General features: G+C 56.2%; 14 protein-coding genes. 3 read left to right on the plus strand and 11 right to left on the minus strand.

Annotated features, from left to right (window positions below; all coding sequences use genetic code 11):
* Positions 1 to 5 precede the first annotated feature (5 nt).
* From AC0V8S_RS24235 to nusG, 10 genes are all read right to left on the minus strand, one after another.
* On the minus strand, positions 6 to 365 hold the full coding sequence (locus AC0V8S_RS24235) for a capsular polysaccharide export protein, LipB/KpsS family (protein WP_475438689.1): 360 nt from the start codon (positions 363 to 365) through the stop codon (positions 6 to 8).
* Positions 301 to 1,470, minus strand: a complete 1,170-nt coding sequence (locus AC0V8S_RS24240) for a hypothetical protein (RefSeq protein ID WP_475433845.1) — start codon at positions 1,468 to 1,470, stop codon at positions 301 to 303. The genes AC0V8S_RS24235 and AC0V8S_RS24240 overlap by 65 nt, the downstream gene beginning before the upstream one ends.
* Positions 1,467 to 2,528: a pseudaminic acid synthase gene (gene pseI / locus AC0V8S_RS24245; protein ID WP_475433847.1), complete on the minus strand. Its 1,062-nt coding sequence runs from the start codon at positions 2,526 to 2,528 to the stop codon at positions 1,467 to 1,469. Before pseI ends, AC0V8S_RS24240 begins: the two co-directional genes overlap by 4 nt.
* Positions 2,525 to 3,055 carry a UDP-4-amino-4,6-dideoxy-N-acetyl-beta-L-altrosamine N-acetyltransferase gene (gene pseH, locus AC0V8S_RS24250; RefSeq protein WP_475433849.1) on the minus strand — a complete coding sequence of 177 codons (531 nt, stop codon included), beginning with the start codon at positions 3,053 to 3,055 and terminating at the stop codon, positions 2,525 to 2,527. Before pseH ends, pseI begins: the two co-directional genes overlap by 4 nt.
* Positions 3,048 to 4,145: a UDP-2,4-diacetamido-2,4,6-trideoxy-beta-L-altropyranose hydrolase gene (pseG, locus tag AC0V8S_RS24255; protein ID WP_475433850.1), complete on the minus strand. Its 1,098-nt coding sequence runs from the start codon at positions 4,143 to 4,145 to the stop codon at positions 3,048 to 3,050. The genes pseH and pseG overlap by 8 nt, the downstream gene beginning before the upstream one ends.
* Positions 4,146 to 4,167: 22 nt before the next feature.
* Complete coding sequence (pseF, locus tag AC0V8S_RS24260; RefSeq protein WP_475433852.1) at positions 4,168 to 4,869, minus strand: pseudaminic acid cytidylyltransferase; 702 nt, start codon at positions 4,867 to 4,869, stop codon at positions 4,168 to 4,170.
* On the minus strand, positions 4,866 to 6,026 hold the full coding sequence (pseC, locus tag AC0V8S_RS24265) for a UDP-4-amino-4,6-dideoxy-N-acetyl-beta-L-altrosamine transaminase (protein ID WP_475433854.1): 1,161 nt from the start codon (positions 6,024 to 6,026) through the stop codon (positions 4,866 to 4,868). Before pseC ends, pseF begins: the two co-directional genes overlap by 4 nt.
* A 33-nt stretch (positions 6,027 to 6,059) precedes the next feature.
* Complete coding sequence (locus AC0V8S_RS24270; protein ID WP_475433855.1) at positions 6,060 to 7,394, minus strand: lipopolysaccharide biosynthesis protein; 1,335 nt, start codon at positions 7,392 to 7,394, stop codon at positions 6,060 to 6,062.
* The gene (locus tag AC0V8S_RS24275) at positions 7,395 to 8,678 is read right to left on the minus strand and encodes a sugar transferase (protein ID WP_475433857.1); all 1,284 of its coding nucleotides are present in this window, start codon (positions 8,676 to 8,678) and stop codon (positions 7,395 to 7,397) included.
* 306 nt (positions 8,679 to 8,984) lie between these two features.
* The gene (gene nusG, locus AC0V8S_RS24280) at positions 8,985 to 9,551 is read right to left on the minus strand and encodes a transcription termination/antitermination protein NusG (protein WP_475433859.1); all 567 of its coding nucleotides are present in this window, start codon (positions 9,549 to 9,551) and stop codon (positions 8,985 to 8,987) included.
* An 857-nt stretch (positions 9,552 to 10,408) separates the two neighbouring features.
* On the opposite strand from nusG, the gene glmS reads away from it, so the two are divergent.
* The 3 genes from glmS (at position 10,409) to AC0V8S_RS24295 (ending at position 15,027) form a co-directional block, all read left to right on the plus strand.
* Complete coding sequence (glmS, locus tag AC0V8S_RS24285) at positions 10,409 to 12,232, plus strand: glutamine--fructose-6-phosphate transaminase (isomerizing) (protein WP_475433860.1); 1,824 nt, start codon at positions 10,409 to 10,411, stop codon at positions 12,230 to 12,232.
* 140 nt (positions 12,233 to 12,372) lie between these two features.
* Positions 12,373 to 12,837, plus strand: a complete 465-nt coding sequence (locus AC0V8S_RS24290; RefSeq protein WP_475433861.1) for a VanZ family protein — start codon at positions 12,373 to 12,375, stop codon at positions 12,835 to 12,837.
* Positions 12,838 to 14,718: 1,881 nt separating this feature from the next.
* Complete coding sequence (locus AC0V8S_RS24295) at positions 14,719 to 15,027, plus strand: hypothetical protein (RefSeq protein WP_475433863.1); 309 nt, start codon at positions 14,719 to 14,721, stop codon at positions 15,025 to 15,027.
* Between the two features lie 20 nt (positions 15,028 to 15,047).
* Here the strand turns inward: AC0V8S_RS24295 and AC0V8S_RS24300 are convergent, their stop codons facing one another.
* On the minus strand, positions 15,048 to 15,533 hold the full coding sequence (locus tag AC0V8S_RS24300; protein ID WP_475433865.1) for a hypothetical protein: 486 nt from the start codon (positions 15,531 to 15,533) through the stop codon (positions 15,048 to 15,050).
* Positions 15,534 to 15,978: the final 445 nt, after the last annotated feature.

Raw genomic sequence — 15,978 nt, forward strand, 5'->3', positions numbered from 1 at the left:
AAGCTTTAAGCTGCGCTCTTTATCGGCGGGAACCCGTGCAATTGCCCCGACCTTCTTAATTCGCCGTAGATATGCTCGGCAGCTTGAGCGGCTGGCTCACGATCGAGCATAAGATTAAGTGTTCCCGGCAAGGTCGATAGCCAATAGGCGCAGACAAAATCATGATTGTACTGGTCGTCCCAGCTTGTCGCAGAGGTCAGGCCATCTGAGATGATGCGGCGTAGATTGGCGGGATTTTCTACCTCGATGACGCCCTTGTGAAATCCATAAAATACACGGCCATACAGAAACACCCGCCTTTTAAGCAGAAGCGCCTCGTAACCGACCGTGCTTGTGAGAGTGATGACTCCGACAGACGATTTGATGAGCTGCTTTGTCGGTTCGTCCCGCCCCCAGCAACCTTACATTGGGCAGAGACCGTATACGTTGGTAAAATTCGAGCGAGGGGTATGCCCAGGCGCTCATATGATCCTTGACATATAGGCGGACGCCCTCGGGCAGGCTGAAGGCAATGTTGCGAATGACTTCATATTCGTCGAGGTAGGCCCCAGCCAGGATCGACGTCGAAGCTTCGGGGTGGAAGTGCATCGGATATAGAAGAAATAGCTCACCAGCCACGGCTTGCTGATACATGCCGCGAACCCTGCCGGCTTTAAGACGGCGACGCACATTGCGCAGAAAGAGGCTTACATGTGTGCGCAGGGGATTGCCGATCTGGAACGAATTCGTGCGGCTATCAGACGCGTGGCGTATCAGCGACCTGATCTTACTGATGCGGTCTCGTCTAAAGTACCGCTTAAACAAGGCGATACGTTCCAACCCATTGATTTTCATATAGTCGGGAACGATCGTTTCGATGTTGGCGATGTAGCTCGCTACCCACCGGTGAACATCCGGCGCCACGGTCGTTTGGCCATTTCGAATTTCTGCAAAAGCCGTCTCGACAGAGTTGTCCGCCAGCGGATCTGCCGTAACCGAAAACCGACCGGGTAGGCGCGAGGCGCCTAGACCAAAATAAACGGCTTGCCGTTCCTGGGCTACGAAGAGTGCGAAATGCGAAAATGTGTTCGAGACATTTTCATACAAGACCAGATCCGTGCCATGCTTATTGAATATCTCCTCGAAAAACGTTAGCAGCGCGCTTTTCAGTCGATCGAAATACTCAAGGTCGGCATCATCTCCCCAAATCCCATAGACCTGCGCACGCTCGAAGTCAGATAGCAGGGCGGAGTTCAAATCATATTCGGCATAGCGGGCTAGAATACCGAAATCGACATGATGGCTGGCGAAGAAGGTCGAGAAATCATAGATCGCGGCAAAGCCGGCGGTATCCAAGCCGTTCTCCTCGCGAGAAAACGCGCTGTCTACCGCGACGGCGACTGTGGCGCCGTCGTTGCGGAAACGCGCCGCCAGCGCGTTGAAAAAATGAAAATAGTTCGGCGCACTATTGGACAGGAGCAGAATGTTCATCTTGGCGGCCAGCTATCGATCAGTTCCGGGAGTACGGCCGTGGACGACCGAACGTCGCGGGTCACTTTACGGCCCAACACTGCTTCGAGATTTTTAGGCGCTAGCCCAAACCCTGGTCGTACACTGCGTATGCAGTCTCGAGTGATGACATCACCTGCCTTCAGGTCCCGTACAAAATACAGCGACCGGCGGAACTTGACGTTCCCCTGCTCACTCGATTTGCGCCCATAGTCTACCTTGCCGAGCGCCTGCCAGGCCGTTTTCGCTCCGGCGCACAATGCCGCCATTTCGGCAGGCTCCAGGGAGAAGCTATCGTCTGGGCCGCCGCCGCCGCGGTCGAGGGTGAAGTGCTTTTCGATAATCGAGGCACCCAAGGCCACACTGGTAATGGCGGTGGTATTGTCCAGCGTATGATCAGAAAGGCCCGTCACCAGCCCGAACCGGTCAATCATGTCGCCTATGGTGTGCAGATTGTAGTCATCGGCTGGAGCCGGATAGCCGCTGACGCAGTGCAGGATGGCCAATTCCTTGCAGCCGCCCTCACGTGCAGCGTCGATGGCTTCCTGGATTTCCCCCGCATCCGCCATGCCAGTCGAGATGATCATCGGTTTGCCGGTGCTGGCGGCGTATTTGATCAGCGGCAGATCGACAGCTTCGAACGAAGCGATCTTGTAAGCTGGCGCATTCAGGTCTTCCAGGAGATCAATCGCCGTACTGTCGAAAGGCGAGCTGAAAATGGTAATTCCAACCTTGCGAGCATGATCGAACAGGAGCTTGTGCCAATCCCACGGCATATGCGCTTCTTTATAGAGATCGTAGAGTCTCCGCCCATCCCACAAACCGCCCTTGATCCGGAATTCCTCGCCATCGCTATCGAGCGTGATCGTATCCGGTTTGTAGGTCTGCAGCTTGACGGCATCTGCTCCGGCCTTCTTGGCCTCCTCGACAATCTGTAGCGCCGTTTCGATTCTGCCGTTGTGGTTGGCGGACAGTTCGGCAATGACATAGGGGGGCTGACCCGGGCCGATCAAGCGCCCGGCGATCTGGATACAGTTCAATTGGGTTCTCCAAGAGGTATCATTCGAATAATCCAGTCGCTTTTCAGCAACCCAAAGCAAACGATGGAACGATACAACCCTTGGATCCGTTGTTGCTCCCGCAATACGCCCTCCTGAGCAAAACCCAAACGTTCGTGCAGCGCTATGGAGGCCGTGTTGAAATCAACCGCTTGGCCGCAGACCTTATGCAGGTTCAATTCGCCGAAGGCATAAGCCAGCGCCGCGAAACCGAGCTTCTTCCCGGTTCCTTTTGTTGCCATGGGATCGGCATAGAATCCCCAGTTCGACACCCCGCCGTCAGTGACATTGTCGAACTGGACGCAGCCGATAGGGACATCGCCAACCGCAGCTATCAGCAACCGGCGAGTTTCCTCATTGCACAGCCGGGAGAACCAATTGCGGTGCTCGTCCAGGCCAATTTCGTGCTGAGTAAACATGAAACGCCGCACGTCCCAATGATTTCGCCATGCCAAAACCATAGGCAGATCGTCAACAGTCATCGCCCGAACGCGGTACAGCTCAGACATATTCACAGACCATCCGGTCGGCGATCCGGGAAACGCCTTCTCCGTCAGTGACCCTCGCGGCTGCGTTGCTAAGGTCAAGGAGAAACTGACCAACCGTCCCTGACACCAGGCGCTCCTCCAAGTGCGTTACAACTTGCGAAGGTTTCTGCAGGGCGACGACGGCCCCTGAAACTTGTAGCGCCTCGGCCACGGCATGTTGGTTGTCCGCCAGCACCAACACAAAGCTGGGCAGGCCCATGCAGCAGCGCTCCCAGGAAGTGCTTCCGGCCGCGCCGATAGCAAGGTCGCTTTCGGCCATTAAGCGGGCCATGTTGCTCACACCGACCAGAACCCGGGTCGGGTAGCGCATTGCGGCCGCACGGATACGCACCTGATCTATCCAGGGCGCATGCGGCCCCATGACAACCGTGATCCGCAAATTTGGGGGCAAGTTCCCCTCATCGAGCGCGTCCAACACAGAGCCTGTGACGTTCTCCTTGTCCACACCGCCCATGGTTACGAGCAGGTGCTCGAGTTTCGGTTGAACCCGGCGAGCAAGGCTCTCGGCGCGCAGCTCCGCGAACTCGGGCCGAAGAAGCGCATAGTCGGGCCCCAACAACCTGATGGCTTGGTCACCCAGGAGGCCATCATAGTCCCCCTCCGTGCGACCGAGGCTCTGGTCGAGCAACAGATCGCAATCGTGCCGGCGGTCAGCCAAGTCGTCGATGACCATCAGGTACCGACAGGCAGAATGAAGCTCTTCCTCCCAGCGGCGATCTAGGCCGTAATGATCGACGACCAGACAGTCGACAGCCCCGACAGCCTGGCGCGTTTGCTGGGCATCTCGAGCCCAGTCCGTCCCCAGCCAGTAGGCATGGGGTGGAACCGCACACGCCTTTATGCCCTCTGTAGGCGGCTTGGGCAGCGCCACGGCCGCATGGCCGCGCTCTGCTATGAGGTTCATAAGGTGGCCATTGTGCAGGCGGCTAATGAACAGGCTTTCCGCCCCGCGCTCGCGAAGCGCGTCAGCCAGCGTGAGACAGCGCATGACATGACCGGTGCCAATCTCGATCGAGGCATCAGTTCGAAAGGCGATCTGCATGTTTTTCATTCACCGCCGAGACATTTTTGGATCATTCCGATCCTGTGTCCGCGTTCAAGACCCGGAACATACACTCCGCCCGCTCCCAATCCTCGGGTGTGTCGATGTCTTGCACACGATGACGCGGCAAGAACACCGGGACGCTGCCTTGCCCGAACACAGGCTTGTTCTCGAGCCATGCCTCAGAGCGACCCCAGTAGAATTGACCTGCGTCGTGCCAGGCCTCCTCAAGGTCTTGAGAGCGGCTCCCAAGATGCTCCGGCTGGAACATCGCCACGCGTTGGCCTGCCGTGATCCGCAACGCCCGGTGGATGGGAAAGGCATAACTCGTCACCGAGAAGGCGAAGTCGGCCTCGGCCGCCCGAAGGATCTCCAGGCCCTGTCGCACGTCGCTCGCCCGCACAAATGGCGCAGTGGCGTAAATACAGCAGACCTCACGGGCAGGAGCACCCTCCCCCACATGCCATCGGATGGCATGTGCCACAACCGGAACGGTTCCAGTGTGGTCGTCAGACAATTCGGTCGGGCGCAAGAAAGGTACTTCTGCACCGTATTGTTTTGCCACCTCGGCGATCTCAGCATCATCCGTGCTGACGATGATGCGGTCGAAACAGGCGCTCCGCATGGCTGCGCGGATCGACCACGCAATTATCGGCAGCCCGCCAAAGGTGCGGATGTTCTTGCGGGGGATGCGCTTCGAACCGCCCCGCGCCGGTATCACTGCCAGTCTCATAGCCCCATGGCCTCGCGCAGCACCTTAACCACGAACTCCTGGTCCGCGTCGGTCAACGTCGGGTGCATCGGGATACTGATGGCCTCCCGGTAATAACGCTCAGCCTCCGGGTAGTCGCCGTTCCGGAAGCCCATCTTCTGGTAGTACGGTTGGGTATGCACCGGGATGTAATGCAGGTTGACCATGATGTCCCTGGCACGCAGCGCCTCGAAGACCTCCAGATGCGTCACCCCTATGTTCTCCAGCTGCAGCCGGATCACATACAAATGATAGGCGGAGTAGCTGTCTGGATGTTGCCACGGCAGCGTAACCGGCAGGTTGGCCAGGAGCGTGCTGTAACGATCGGCGATCTCATGTCGCCGCTTCACGTAATGGGCCAGGCGAGCAACTTGGCTGACGCCTAGCGCAGCCTGCATGTCCGTCATCCGGTAGTTGTAGCCGAGGGCCACCTGTTGATAGTACCAAGGGCCATCCATGAACTGCGTCATGAGTTCTGGCTCTCGCGTGATGCCGTGGCTTCGCAGCAGGCCCAAGCGCGTTGCCAGCTCCTCATTGTTCGTTAAGGCCATCCCACCTTCAGCGGTTGTGATGATCTTTACTGGATGAAAACTAAACACAGTGATGTCGCTGTATCGACCGTTTCCGACGGGCTCACCCTTGTAGCGAGCGCCGATAGCGTGCGAGGCATCCTCGATGATCTTGAAGCCGTACTTTTCACCAAGGGCGTGAATGGCCTCCATATCGCACGGCTGGCCGGTGTGGTGGACAGGGGCCACAATTTTCGGGAGTCGGCCGACCTTTTCAGCTTCGTTGAGCTTTTCCTCCAGAGCCCTCGGACAGAGGTTATAAGTCCGCGGGTCGATATCCACGAAGCTCACTTGAGCGCCGCAATAGAGCGCGCAATTCGCCGTGGCCACAAACGTGTTCGGGGAGGTCCAGAGAACGTCGCCGGGCCCGAGGTCCAACGCCAGACAGGCGATGTGAAGTGCCGAGGTGGCACTGTTGACGGCCACCGCATGCCTGGCGCCGGTGCGCGCCAATACACTCCGCTCAAATTTCGGGATGTTAGGGCCTTGAGTAAGGTTGGCGGACTTCAGAACGTCCACAACCGCCTCGATGTCAGCCTGAGTAATATCTTGTTGTCCGTAGCGGATCATAGGTTCGGCCCGTATTTCAGCAAAAAGTTCGAATTAGGCGGTCGACTTTGGCGTTAAGTGACTTCTGTCGAGCCAACAGTAGGCGACCGCTTTCCAGACCATGATCAGAGTGAACGAGACCGTCATGCCAATGGGAACCGCCAGTTCGGCGTGGCTTTTGCTGAAGCACCAGGTAGATATCAGAAATACCGGCAATGCAGCGATGTGACTGTAGATGATGGGCTTGTCGAACCCACGGGCATAGAGAGCATAGTGAGGAACCATACCGACGGCATTGGCGATCGATGCAACAAGAACCCACGGGTATAGACCAAAGGCATCTTGATAGACCGCCTTGCCTACCCAATTCAGCAAGTATGGCAGCAACGTCCAGCTTACGAACCCAAAAGCGATCGAAATCGACACGGTCTGAAAAAACATCTGCCTAACCGTCTTGCGGGCAAGATCATATTCCCGCTTGTGGCTATGACTGATCAGAGCCGGGTAACTGAAGGAGAACACCCCCGCATCCAAGAAGACCATGAGCGTTCCTGCAACTCCCAGGAACAACACATAGGCGCCGACCGTTTCAATGCCGCCCAGGCCTTCCATCCAATATCGATCGGCTGTCTGGATACCACGCAAGGCAAGAGTCGAAACGAGGAACGCCGCGCTAACCGAGATCCCTTTTCGGACCCAACGCCAATCGACCGGCCTTGACCAACCACCAATCGGAAGTTGCTTTACCCTCCAAATACCCAGTGCTCCCGCAGCGAGGCCGGCACATGCCCAGAGCGCCATAATGACGTTGAGATTTCGACCTTCTGGATATCCGATCATCAGGGCTACAGCCGCGATCGCCCAACTGCCCTGCCGGACGAACAACGTTATGCTCGCGGTGACCTGGTCCGATAGCACGATGAGCAGCCGGGACACTTCCTGGTTGAAATGTTCCAGCACCAGAATTGGAACGAACCAGGACAGCAAGGACACTGACCAGCCCGCGCGCATTAGAACCAGGACCAGAGCTGGCAGCACAATCACGTATAGAAGACCACATAAAGCCAGCTGACCCTTTAACATGGCCCCTCGCTGGTCCTCTGATACCGTCAGTATCTCCCGGGAAACGAAGACATAAAAGTCCAAGCCGACCAAATATAGACCGTAAATGAGCGTTGCTGTGAAAAGCCCGTAGTAACCCACCGATGTCGGATCGACGTATCTCGCTAGGAAGAATACAAACAGAAACCGGGTCAAAAGAGTGCCGAAACGCAAAACAATGTTCAGCAGACGGGCCGCCCCGGCGACCAAACGCTCATTTCCCAGCAACAGGGGCGCGGATCCGACTTTCAACGCACCGCCTCGGCTTGAACTCGCACTCTCGGTCATTCAACGCGCGCCAAAGCCGGTGAGGACAGTTCTAATCGTTCGAAAAACGATCAGCAGATCCAGCCACGGGGAGAAGTTCTTGATGTAGTAGAAATCATAGTGAAGTTTCTCCAACACCTCTCCTACTGCCGCTACATGACCCTGATTGACTTGCGCCCACCCAGTAATGCCCGGGCGAACGATATGCCGATACCTATAAAAAGGCAGCTCGGCCTCATACCATCTGGAAAGAACAAGCGCCTCGGGTCGAGGCCCTATCCAGCTCATTTCTCCGCGCAGGATGTTGATAACTTGCGGCAGTTCGTCGATCCTCGATTTTCTCAAGAATCGCCCAAATCGAGTGATGCGCGCGTCACCGTCTTTCGTAATTGCCTGTTCCTTATCGTCTGCAACACGGGCACCTGCCCTCATGGTCCTAAATTTGTAGACCTTGTAAATGTTGCCTCTGTAACCCATCCGCTCCTGTTTGAATAACGCGGCTCCGCTTGAATCAAATCTGATCAACGCGGCGACCAGCAAAAGAGCAGGCGAAAGAAGCACCAGAATTGCCAACGCCGCAATCCAGTCGATCACCTGCTTTATCTTCAGATAGGCTTGGTTCGGATTTAGAGAGCCGAGAGTGTTTTCTGAAAGGTGTTCGATCTCGACACGCCCTGTCAGCGACTCGCTGACCTGCTTGATATGATAGACCGGCGTGCCAGAAAGCGCGCGATCGGCAATATATCGCTCCCACTCGTCTGAAAGGTCGGCCCGAAGGTCGGCGACCACCCCGCTCGCTTGTTTTACAACTTCGTCAGACGAATGAATCCAATGCCACGCCACGCCGGGTATGTTCCCGAGCCGATGGACGTTCCCCCCAGGAATTACAGCCAGACGGTATGGTTCGAGCCGTCGCGTCGCGACGCTTAGCGCGAAGTACCAAAATGTCGACTGTAAGAAGCTGGCGGCCGCCTGAAACCGGCTGTAGTCGATCCGAAAAAAGAAAATGGTCAAAAACACGAGGCCGTAGGCTAAAGCAAAGGTGGGTAGAATGTATCCAGCTGCCGCTACCCCAGGAAAATTCGCGATCCTGCGGTATAACATGTAGCCTGTGATATGCGCGATGATCGCGGCGACAATCGTGATCTGCATGTTAGAAGAGTAGATCACACCGAAGCCAACTGATGTGCGGATAAGAGCGGGAATCAGCACTGCAAACATCAAGCCGCCCGCCAACTGAAAGCGCATTCGCAACAGCAGATGTCTTTGATTTGGTAGATTGATGGCGCGTACGTTCATATTCATGTGCTGGCACCCGGCGAATTGCTCTTCACCAACTGGCTATCGTTATGACTGGCATGATCAAACGCGTCCCCGGGGTCGCCGGTGGCCTCCCCGATACTGCGGCATTCTTTGGTCGCCACTATCGCGCTGAGAGCAACATAGATGTTTTGTGCAGGCAGTTAGTGGCCCTCACGGTCTTTCCTGATCGTCGCCAGGATGTGACCGCTATTGACGTCGCAAGACCACGGCTACCGCACTTCCGGGTGAAGCCGGAAGTTTGCATATGCAACAAAGGGGATCGAGCAACCGAGCAATAACGCGCTTAGATCACGCAATTGCGACAAGACCACTTGATTCCAGATCAATAGGAATTTCGCCATTCATGATGGCGACCAAAACCCGGGCCCGCCCCGTAGAATCTAGTCGATCAAGACGACCGATCAACTCGGCGAAAGGCCCCGATAGAATTCGAACCGAAGATCCCGGCTTGAGTCCGCTACTGAAATCAAGCAGGCCATCTTTGCCAGTCAATGCAATGAACCGATCGACCAAACCAAAAGGGACCGGTGAGGGCCTATCCCCTTGCATGATCAAAGAGCGAACGCCGATAGTTCCGTTAACTGAGCGCCAGCGTTGCTGCGTAACGTCCAGGGCAACAAACATATACCCAGGGAAATATGCTGCTGACCGCGTGGTGAGCTGCCTGGCGTGACGAACAGTTCTCTCTGCACGCGGAACGAATGAAACAAATCCCTGCCTATGAAGATGTAGCTCAGCTATGGTCTCCTTGCCGGGAACTACACCGGCCACATACCAGCGGACACCAAGGTCTTCTACCGGGAGTTGTCGCGATGCATTCCGCTCGATGCCAGCCTGTCCGGAGCGAGTCAACATACTACTTCCATCTTTCTTCAACGCGACGGGCAGAGGCTTTACGCCACGCCAGACAGACTGACAAGGAACTATTTTCTTAGATCAGACGGATACGTAGAAAAGTACGCAATACTCCACTTGGCAACGGTGCATAATCAGTTCTTTCTAATATGGCGTTTAGCTAAATTTGTGGATTGCTTAGCTGCGGGAGGCATACTCATCTGAAATCTAATTTTGTCATGTTTTGTTTTCTAGTTGCAGAAGCCCATAAGATATGCCAACGAAAAGGCTCGTTGCGTCTGGATTGCGGAGCGATATGATGCTTGTGCGCTAAAAGCAAGGGTCGGTAGTCCCGTCTCGGCGGTACAATCGATTAAATAATATGGACGTGATCGATAGATATGTGGCGAAACGATCAAACGGCGGCCTCTGAATTACCCACTCTATAAATGTTGCTCTCTCGCTTTTCACACGATTCCCTGTCACCGGTGTCAACATTATGCTCGCCATCCTACGAATGTTGGTGGCGCGGTGTAATTACCTGAGTCATTTGTCGAGCGAGACGGCATCGGCCTCGCCACTCGCGGACGGCCAGCGAGATTTTTATTTCGCTTTTTAGATCGTTTGCGATGTTGTCATGTATTCTTCAAGGTTGTGTACTACGACGACTTTAATCGCGACTCACATTCGTACAGTCCGCGTGGTTTAATGGATTAGTCAATTCTGTTGGTGTTACTATTGCTATTTGACCTTGCGGAACAGTTGTGCGCCATCTTAAAGTATGGATCTGGTGATGGCTGCCGACAAACCGACAACGTGCTTTCGAATGCACAGTGAAATAGTTCAACTTTTTGTAAGGAATCGGGGGAACTGTCTGCATGTGCGGTATCATTGGAATTGTCGGCCAACTGCAGGTCGCGCCGCTCATCGTCGATGCGCTGAAGCGGCTCGAATATCGTGGCTATGACTCCGCCGGTGTCGCCACCATCGAAAACGGAGAGTTCGGCCGCCGTCGCGCCGAAGGCAAGCTGATCAACCTCGAGCGCAGGCTGAAGGACGAGCCGCTCGACGGCACGATCGGCATTGGCCACACACGCTGGGCGACGCATGGCGTGCCCAACGAGACCAATGCGCATCCGCATTTTTCCGACGGTGTCGCCATCGTCCACAACGGCATCATCGAGAATTTCGCCGAACTGCGCGACGAGCTGATCCGCGACGGCTACTCCTTCTCGTCGCAGACCGACACCGAGGTCGTTGCCCATCTGGTGGCGCGCGAACTGGCCAAGGGGCTGAAGCCGGTCGAGGCCGCGCACCAGGCGCTGAAGCGGCTGGAAGGCGCCTTTGCGCTGGCCATCATGTTCAAGGGTGACGAGGATCTGATCGTCGGCGCCCGCAATGGCCCGCCGCTCGCCGTCGGCCATGGCGATGGCGAGATGTTTCTGGGCTCCGATGCCATCGCGCTCGCTCCATTCACCAATTCGATCACCTATCTCGAGGATGGCGACTGGGCGGTGGTGCGCCGCGACAGCGTCGCCATCTTCGACATCGACGGCAACAAGGTCGACCGCAAGCGCCAGCTGTCGCTCTCGACCAGCTTCATGGTCGACAAGGGCAACCGGCGCCATTTCATGGAGAAGGAAATCCATGAACAGCCCGAGGTGATCTCGCACACGCTGGCGCACTATGTCGATTTCGTCTCCGGTGTCTCCAAGCCGCTCGACCTGCCGTTCGATTTTGCCAAGATCGACCGGCTGGCGATTTCGGCCTGCGGCACCGCCTATCTCGCCGGCCTGATCGGCAAATACTGGTTCGAGCGCTATGCGCGGCTGCCGGTCGACATTGATGTCGCCTCGGAATTCCGCTACCGCGAAATGCCGCTGTCGGCGAATGACGCCGCCTTCTTCATCTCGCAATCGGGCGAGACCGCCGACACGCTGGCCTCGCTGCGCTACTGCCGCAAGGCTGGAATGAAGATCGGCGCCGTCGTCAATGTCCGTGAATCGACCATGGCGCGTGAATCCGACGTGGTGCTGCCGACGCTCGCCGGCCCCGAGATCGGCGTCGCCTCGACCAAGGCCTTCACCTGCCAGCTTTCGGTGCTGGCATCGCTTGCCGTGCGTGCCGGCGTAGCGCGCGGAACGATATTGCGCGAGCAGGAAAAGCAGCTGGTGCGCGAGCTTTCCGAGGCGCCGCGCTTCGCCAGCCAGGTGCTGAAGCTCGATGAGCAGATCGAGCGCATCGCGCGCGAGCTTTCCCGTTGCAAGGACGTGCTCTATCTCGGCCGCGACACCAACTTCCCGCTCGCCTTGGAAGGCGCGCTGAAGCTCAAGGAGCTCTCCTACATCCACGCGGAAGGCTATGCCAGCGGTGAGCTGAAGCATGGGCCGATCGCGCTGATCGACGAGAACATGCCGGTTATCGTCATCGCGCCCTATGACCGGATATTCGAAAAAACCGTGTCGAACATGCAGGAGGTGGCGGCGCGCGGCGGCAAGATCATCCTGATCACCGACGCCAAGGGTGCGGCACACTCAAGCGTGAAGACGATGGAGACGATCATCCTGCCCGAGGTGCCGGAGATCATTGCGCCGATCATCTACGCGCTGCCGATCCAGATGCTGGCCTATTTCACCGCGGACTTCATGGGCCTGGACGTCGATCAGCCGCGTAACCTGGCGAAATCAGTGACAGTCGAATAGGACCTTTCAACCAGCGTTCGGTGCAGTCGTCGTTCTAGCTGATGCAATCGTGCGCCATCAATGTGGCCCCTGCCCCACACCGGGTCCGGCCCAAATTTGGAACGGTCGGGCGGTCAGGTGAAGACCTTTGCAGGATCAGAATGAAATCTCATAGAGTCGCCGAACAGGTTGCTTTTGTGGTCGCGCTGGTTGTCGTCCTCGTGCTCGCGCTGTTGCCGCTGCCTCGTCTAAAGGATTTTGGGATGGACATCGGCTTTCACTACGACAAGTTAAACCACGTCACGGCATTCGCCGTCCTGATGTTCCTTGGAAGCCTGGGCTGGCCCGAGCGAAAGATAGGGCTGATCATCTTCCTCACGTTGGTTGGTGCCGGCATCGAGGTTCTCCAAGGGCTGGCCTGGATAGCGCGTGATGTTGATGCGCTCGACTGGGTTGCTGATTGCGTCGGCGTCGCATGCGGCCTCGCCGCCGCGACGACGGTTTCGAAGGTCATACGCCTTCATAGATATCAGAGAGATATGCCGTCCCGCCTGATCGGAAGCGAACCACTCTCGTCGCCAGTGCTCGATTCAAATGTCTCCACGCGCTTGGACACGCCGAGATAGATCATCAACCCTACCGCGGCGAAATACCCTACCTGAAGAATGGTTGCGACGAACACCGCCCAACCTATCGCACGCCAGATCGAATCTGTTGCATAATAAACCCAGCCCACGACCACCAGCAGGGTGAACGTTGCCCCGACAAGAAACCTTGGAAAATACATATCGACACCCCCAATGCCGCGATCTAGAGAGGCTTGCCTCTAAAGGAGTACACCCGCTCTCAGATACCCATGTTTCGCGTGAACATGCAAGCAAACCGTCTAGAGTTTAGTTGCTTTTTCCCAAGCATTGACCACGCTCTCTGACCTTGGCTTGCACCTCTTTTGCTCATGTTCAGAGAACATGCAGTTTGTATGAATTGAACGTCAAATCGATACACAGTTAAACGTGACCGCTGGAGACAGTAAACAGCTACCGTATCCTTCGCAGTCTTGCCTAAGGATGTGCTGTGGTCCGTAATTTTTCAAACAAGGGATATCGCGGTAGGTATTGATTGGCGCCTATAGCACCTCAAGTCCAGCCGTTATGCGATAACGCAAAACTCGCCGGTAGGATTCTTCGCTTGAATATACTGCTACGTTTACGAGCTTTTAAGAACGTGCGTGCGAAATGATTTACATTGGATACCAGTCCAGCCTGCACATCTTAAGCTAGGCGGGATTGTACTCAGCCGAGCTTCTTTTTAAGCAATCGCAGTATAACATTACTGCGACCATGTACCAAAGGGACGTTATGTGTGCGGTGCCGGTAAAGATGGCGGCGTTCACCGATCACGACGCGGGGCTTAGCTTCTTGGAAGCGCAGATGCTCCCGCCAGCCAAGCGGTCAATCGTCGTTCGCCTTTTGTCTATTGGGCCACCAAATAATGTAGATTGGACCGAGCTTGACTACGGGCATCCGCCTCTGGCGTTCGCGAGCGCGCAGTTCACGATAATTCTTGACCTTCAAGGTGCCACCGGGAAACCCTATTCGAACAGCCACCGCAGAACTCCTAGTGGGAGCAAGCGAAGGCTAAACAGCGTGTCCCATTGTTAAAGTCAAGGCGCAATTTCCAACGCAAGTTATACATCCGAACAAGATTTTGTGAACTGACACGAACTGCGAGTCTGTACGTTCGGAATGCATAGCAGGCCTTTAGCCGACGACTTTGTTGTGTAAGCTTGTTTTTTTGTTTGAGCGCCTGGGGCTAGGCATAGATTTCTAGATTTCGTAAGCGTTGCGCAAAGCATAAAGCGATGCGGGCATCACACGCTACCGTATGCAGCAGTAGGCATCCGCAAGCCAGTCTACTGTCGCCAACATTCCCTTCGTCGCCCGTAGACGGCACCCTGGCAGGTAATCAGCCGGCCTCTCACTGGAATTTCATAACCCACGCCACGCCGTGGATTTTGGCTTGCCGCGTGCCGTTGTCTGAAACCGGTACATGGGCTCGTTATGACCCAGTTCTCATTCGAATTGGAAAGGGAAGCGGGATTAGCCCTAGGAAATGGGCACGGTGAATGAACGAGAAGAGAGTGAAACCGAGCTTCTCGGACCCACGAGGGTCGGAAATTAGAACTCATGGTGGAAGCGAAAAAGCTGCCGTGCGACGCCTGTCCGACATGGACAGCATCCATCAGCCGGCTCGGAGAATGAAGGGCGGGACAGCGGGGCTCCTCAGGCAGGCAGTGGTGCCGTAACCTCGTGGGCGAGCTCGCATTTCGGTGCTGTCCCTTCTGCTTCGGATTGCATCTGCGAAATTCCCGCGTATCCTGTTTGAGCGCATGTGAGCATAAGGTGGCGCCTGGCGCCTTGAATGGCCACCAAACTAAGAACCACCGTCGGGACGGCGACCGACAGGCTGATGTCACAGACCGCCATTCCAAGAAGGATGATCCTTTCATGGATTCCAATGCCATTATCGCGTCCCTGCCGATCGCCGGGGCTGATCGTTCCGAGCTGATTGAAGTCGCTAACGCCGCGTTCGAGACCGTCATCGAGCGGATTGAACCGACCCATGAGGAGCTGACCCGGGGCCTTTGGGACGCCGGCGACTACATCGACAATTGCCTGTTCCCGGACCTGATCACCCCTGAAAAGCTCCCGATGCCACGCGATGAGGTTGCGTACCTCATCGATGTATTCCTGGTGCATCACGTCATTGGTCTGGCGGATGAGGCAGACAGAGAGGCCGCCCAACCTCAGCCTTGAACCGCGAGGCGGCAATCGGCTCAGGCCTTGCCAGTTGCGGCGGCGTCTGGCTGTTGCCGCGTTTTAGAGGACGGCGCGATCAAAAGGGTAACCTTTGCCGCCACCTCTTCGAGGGTGGCGGTAAGCCTGTTTATCTGCGAGGCGGTTGCCGCCAGTTCCGGGCCGTAGCGGGTGACGAGATATTCCCGGTTCTGGCTGAGGGACCGGAGATGATTGGCGGTTTTCGCGCGAAGGCGCAGCCCCGCTTGCAGGGCATGCTCAGTCCGGGCCGCCAAGTCGTGCTGCATTTTGCGGATTTGATTGGGGTTGTGCCCGCGGTGGAGCAAAAGCGCGGTCAGATAGAGCTCGATCGCATGGATGGCGGACAGTCTGAACGGCGCCCGAGTGAGCGGCTTGCCGGATCGGCCGAGCTGCAGCAGCAAGGTTGCGGCCTTTCGGTACTCTTCCGCCAGGTCATGAATCTGCTCCGGGGAGGCGAGCTCTCCCGGATACTTGCCCTCTATCATCGCCGTTACGCTAAGCCCATCCGATATGATCCTCTTTGGAAAGTCTCAGAAATAGATCGAACCAGAACCGATATCTGGATCATCGCCATTGCCAGACACTTCTAGGGCGCAATAGGCGACCGACGTGGTAGGGTCCTTGCTGTGCTTTTCGATCGCTGCTTCTATCGCCTCGTCGTCAGTCAGAATTCCCAATGTTCAGTAGCGTCGTATTGATTTCGCATATCGATACCCTCCGCCTGGCTGAGAAGCACATACCGATCTGGATACATTTTTCAGGTTTCGCCGAGCATTGCGACACAGTTTTGAATTTTAACCCCGACGAGAGAACATTCCGCCAATCGATGGTTTCCCATGGAGCGGCACAAAATTCTGGTCGAGAAGCAGTTTCAAGCCTTCCTCGTTTGCGGCTCTCGCAAAAACCATTGACGGTCTCCTTAGCTTGATA

The organism is Mesorhizobium oxytropidicola (assembly GCF_056174625.1).

Bases quoted from the DNA above. Each gene is read 5' to 3' on its own strand.
- AC0V8S_RS24270 (WP_475433855.1), bottom strand. From the start codon at position 7,394: ATGACCGAGAGTGCGAGTTCAAGCCGAGGCGGTGCGTTGAAAGTCGGA.
- AC0V8S_RS24290 (WP_475433861.1), top strand. From the start codon at position 12,373: ATGAAATCTCATAGAGTCGCCGAACAGGTTGCTTTTGTGGTCGCGCTG.
- glmS (WP_475433860.1), top strand. From the start codon at position 10,409: ATGTGCGGTATCATTGGAATTGTCGGCCAACTGCAGGTCGCGCCGCTC.
- pseC (WP_475433854.1), bottom strand. From the start codon at position 6,026: ATGATCCGCTACGGACAACAAGATATTACTCAGGCTGACATCGAGGCG.
- pseF (WP_475433852.1), bottom strand. From the start codon at position 4,869: ATGAGACTGGCAGTGATACCGGCGCGGGGCGGTTCGAAGCGCATCCCC.
- pseH (WP_475433849.1), bottom strand. From the start codon at position 3,055: ATGTCTGAGCTGTACCGCGTTCGGGCGATGACTGTTGACGATCTGCCT.
- AC0V8S_RS24295 (WP_475433863.1), top strand. From the start codon at position 14,719: ATGGATTCCAATGCCATTATCGCGTCCCTGCCGATCGCCGGGGCTGAT.
- AC0V8S_RS24240 (WP_475433845.1), bottom strand. From the start codon at position 1,470: ATGAACATTCTGCTCCTGTCCAATAGTGCGCCGAACTATTTTCATTTT.
- nusG (WP_475433859.1), bottom strand. From the start codon at position 9,551: ATGTTGACTCGCTCCGGACAGGCTGGCATCGAGCGGAATGCATCGCGA.
- AC0V8S_RS24275 (WP_475433857.1), bottom strand. From the start codon at position 8,678: ATGAATATGAACGTACGCGCCATCAATCTACCAAATCAAAGACATCTG.
- pseG (WP_475433850.1), bottom strand. From the start codon at position 4,145: ATGAAAAACATGCAGATCGCCTTTCGAACTGATGCCTCGATCGAGATT.
- AC0V8S_RS24300 (WP_475433865.1), bottom strand. From the start codon at position 15,533: ATGATAGAGGGCAAGTATCCGGGAGAGCTCGCCTCCCCGGAGCAGATT.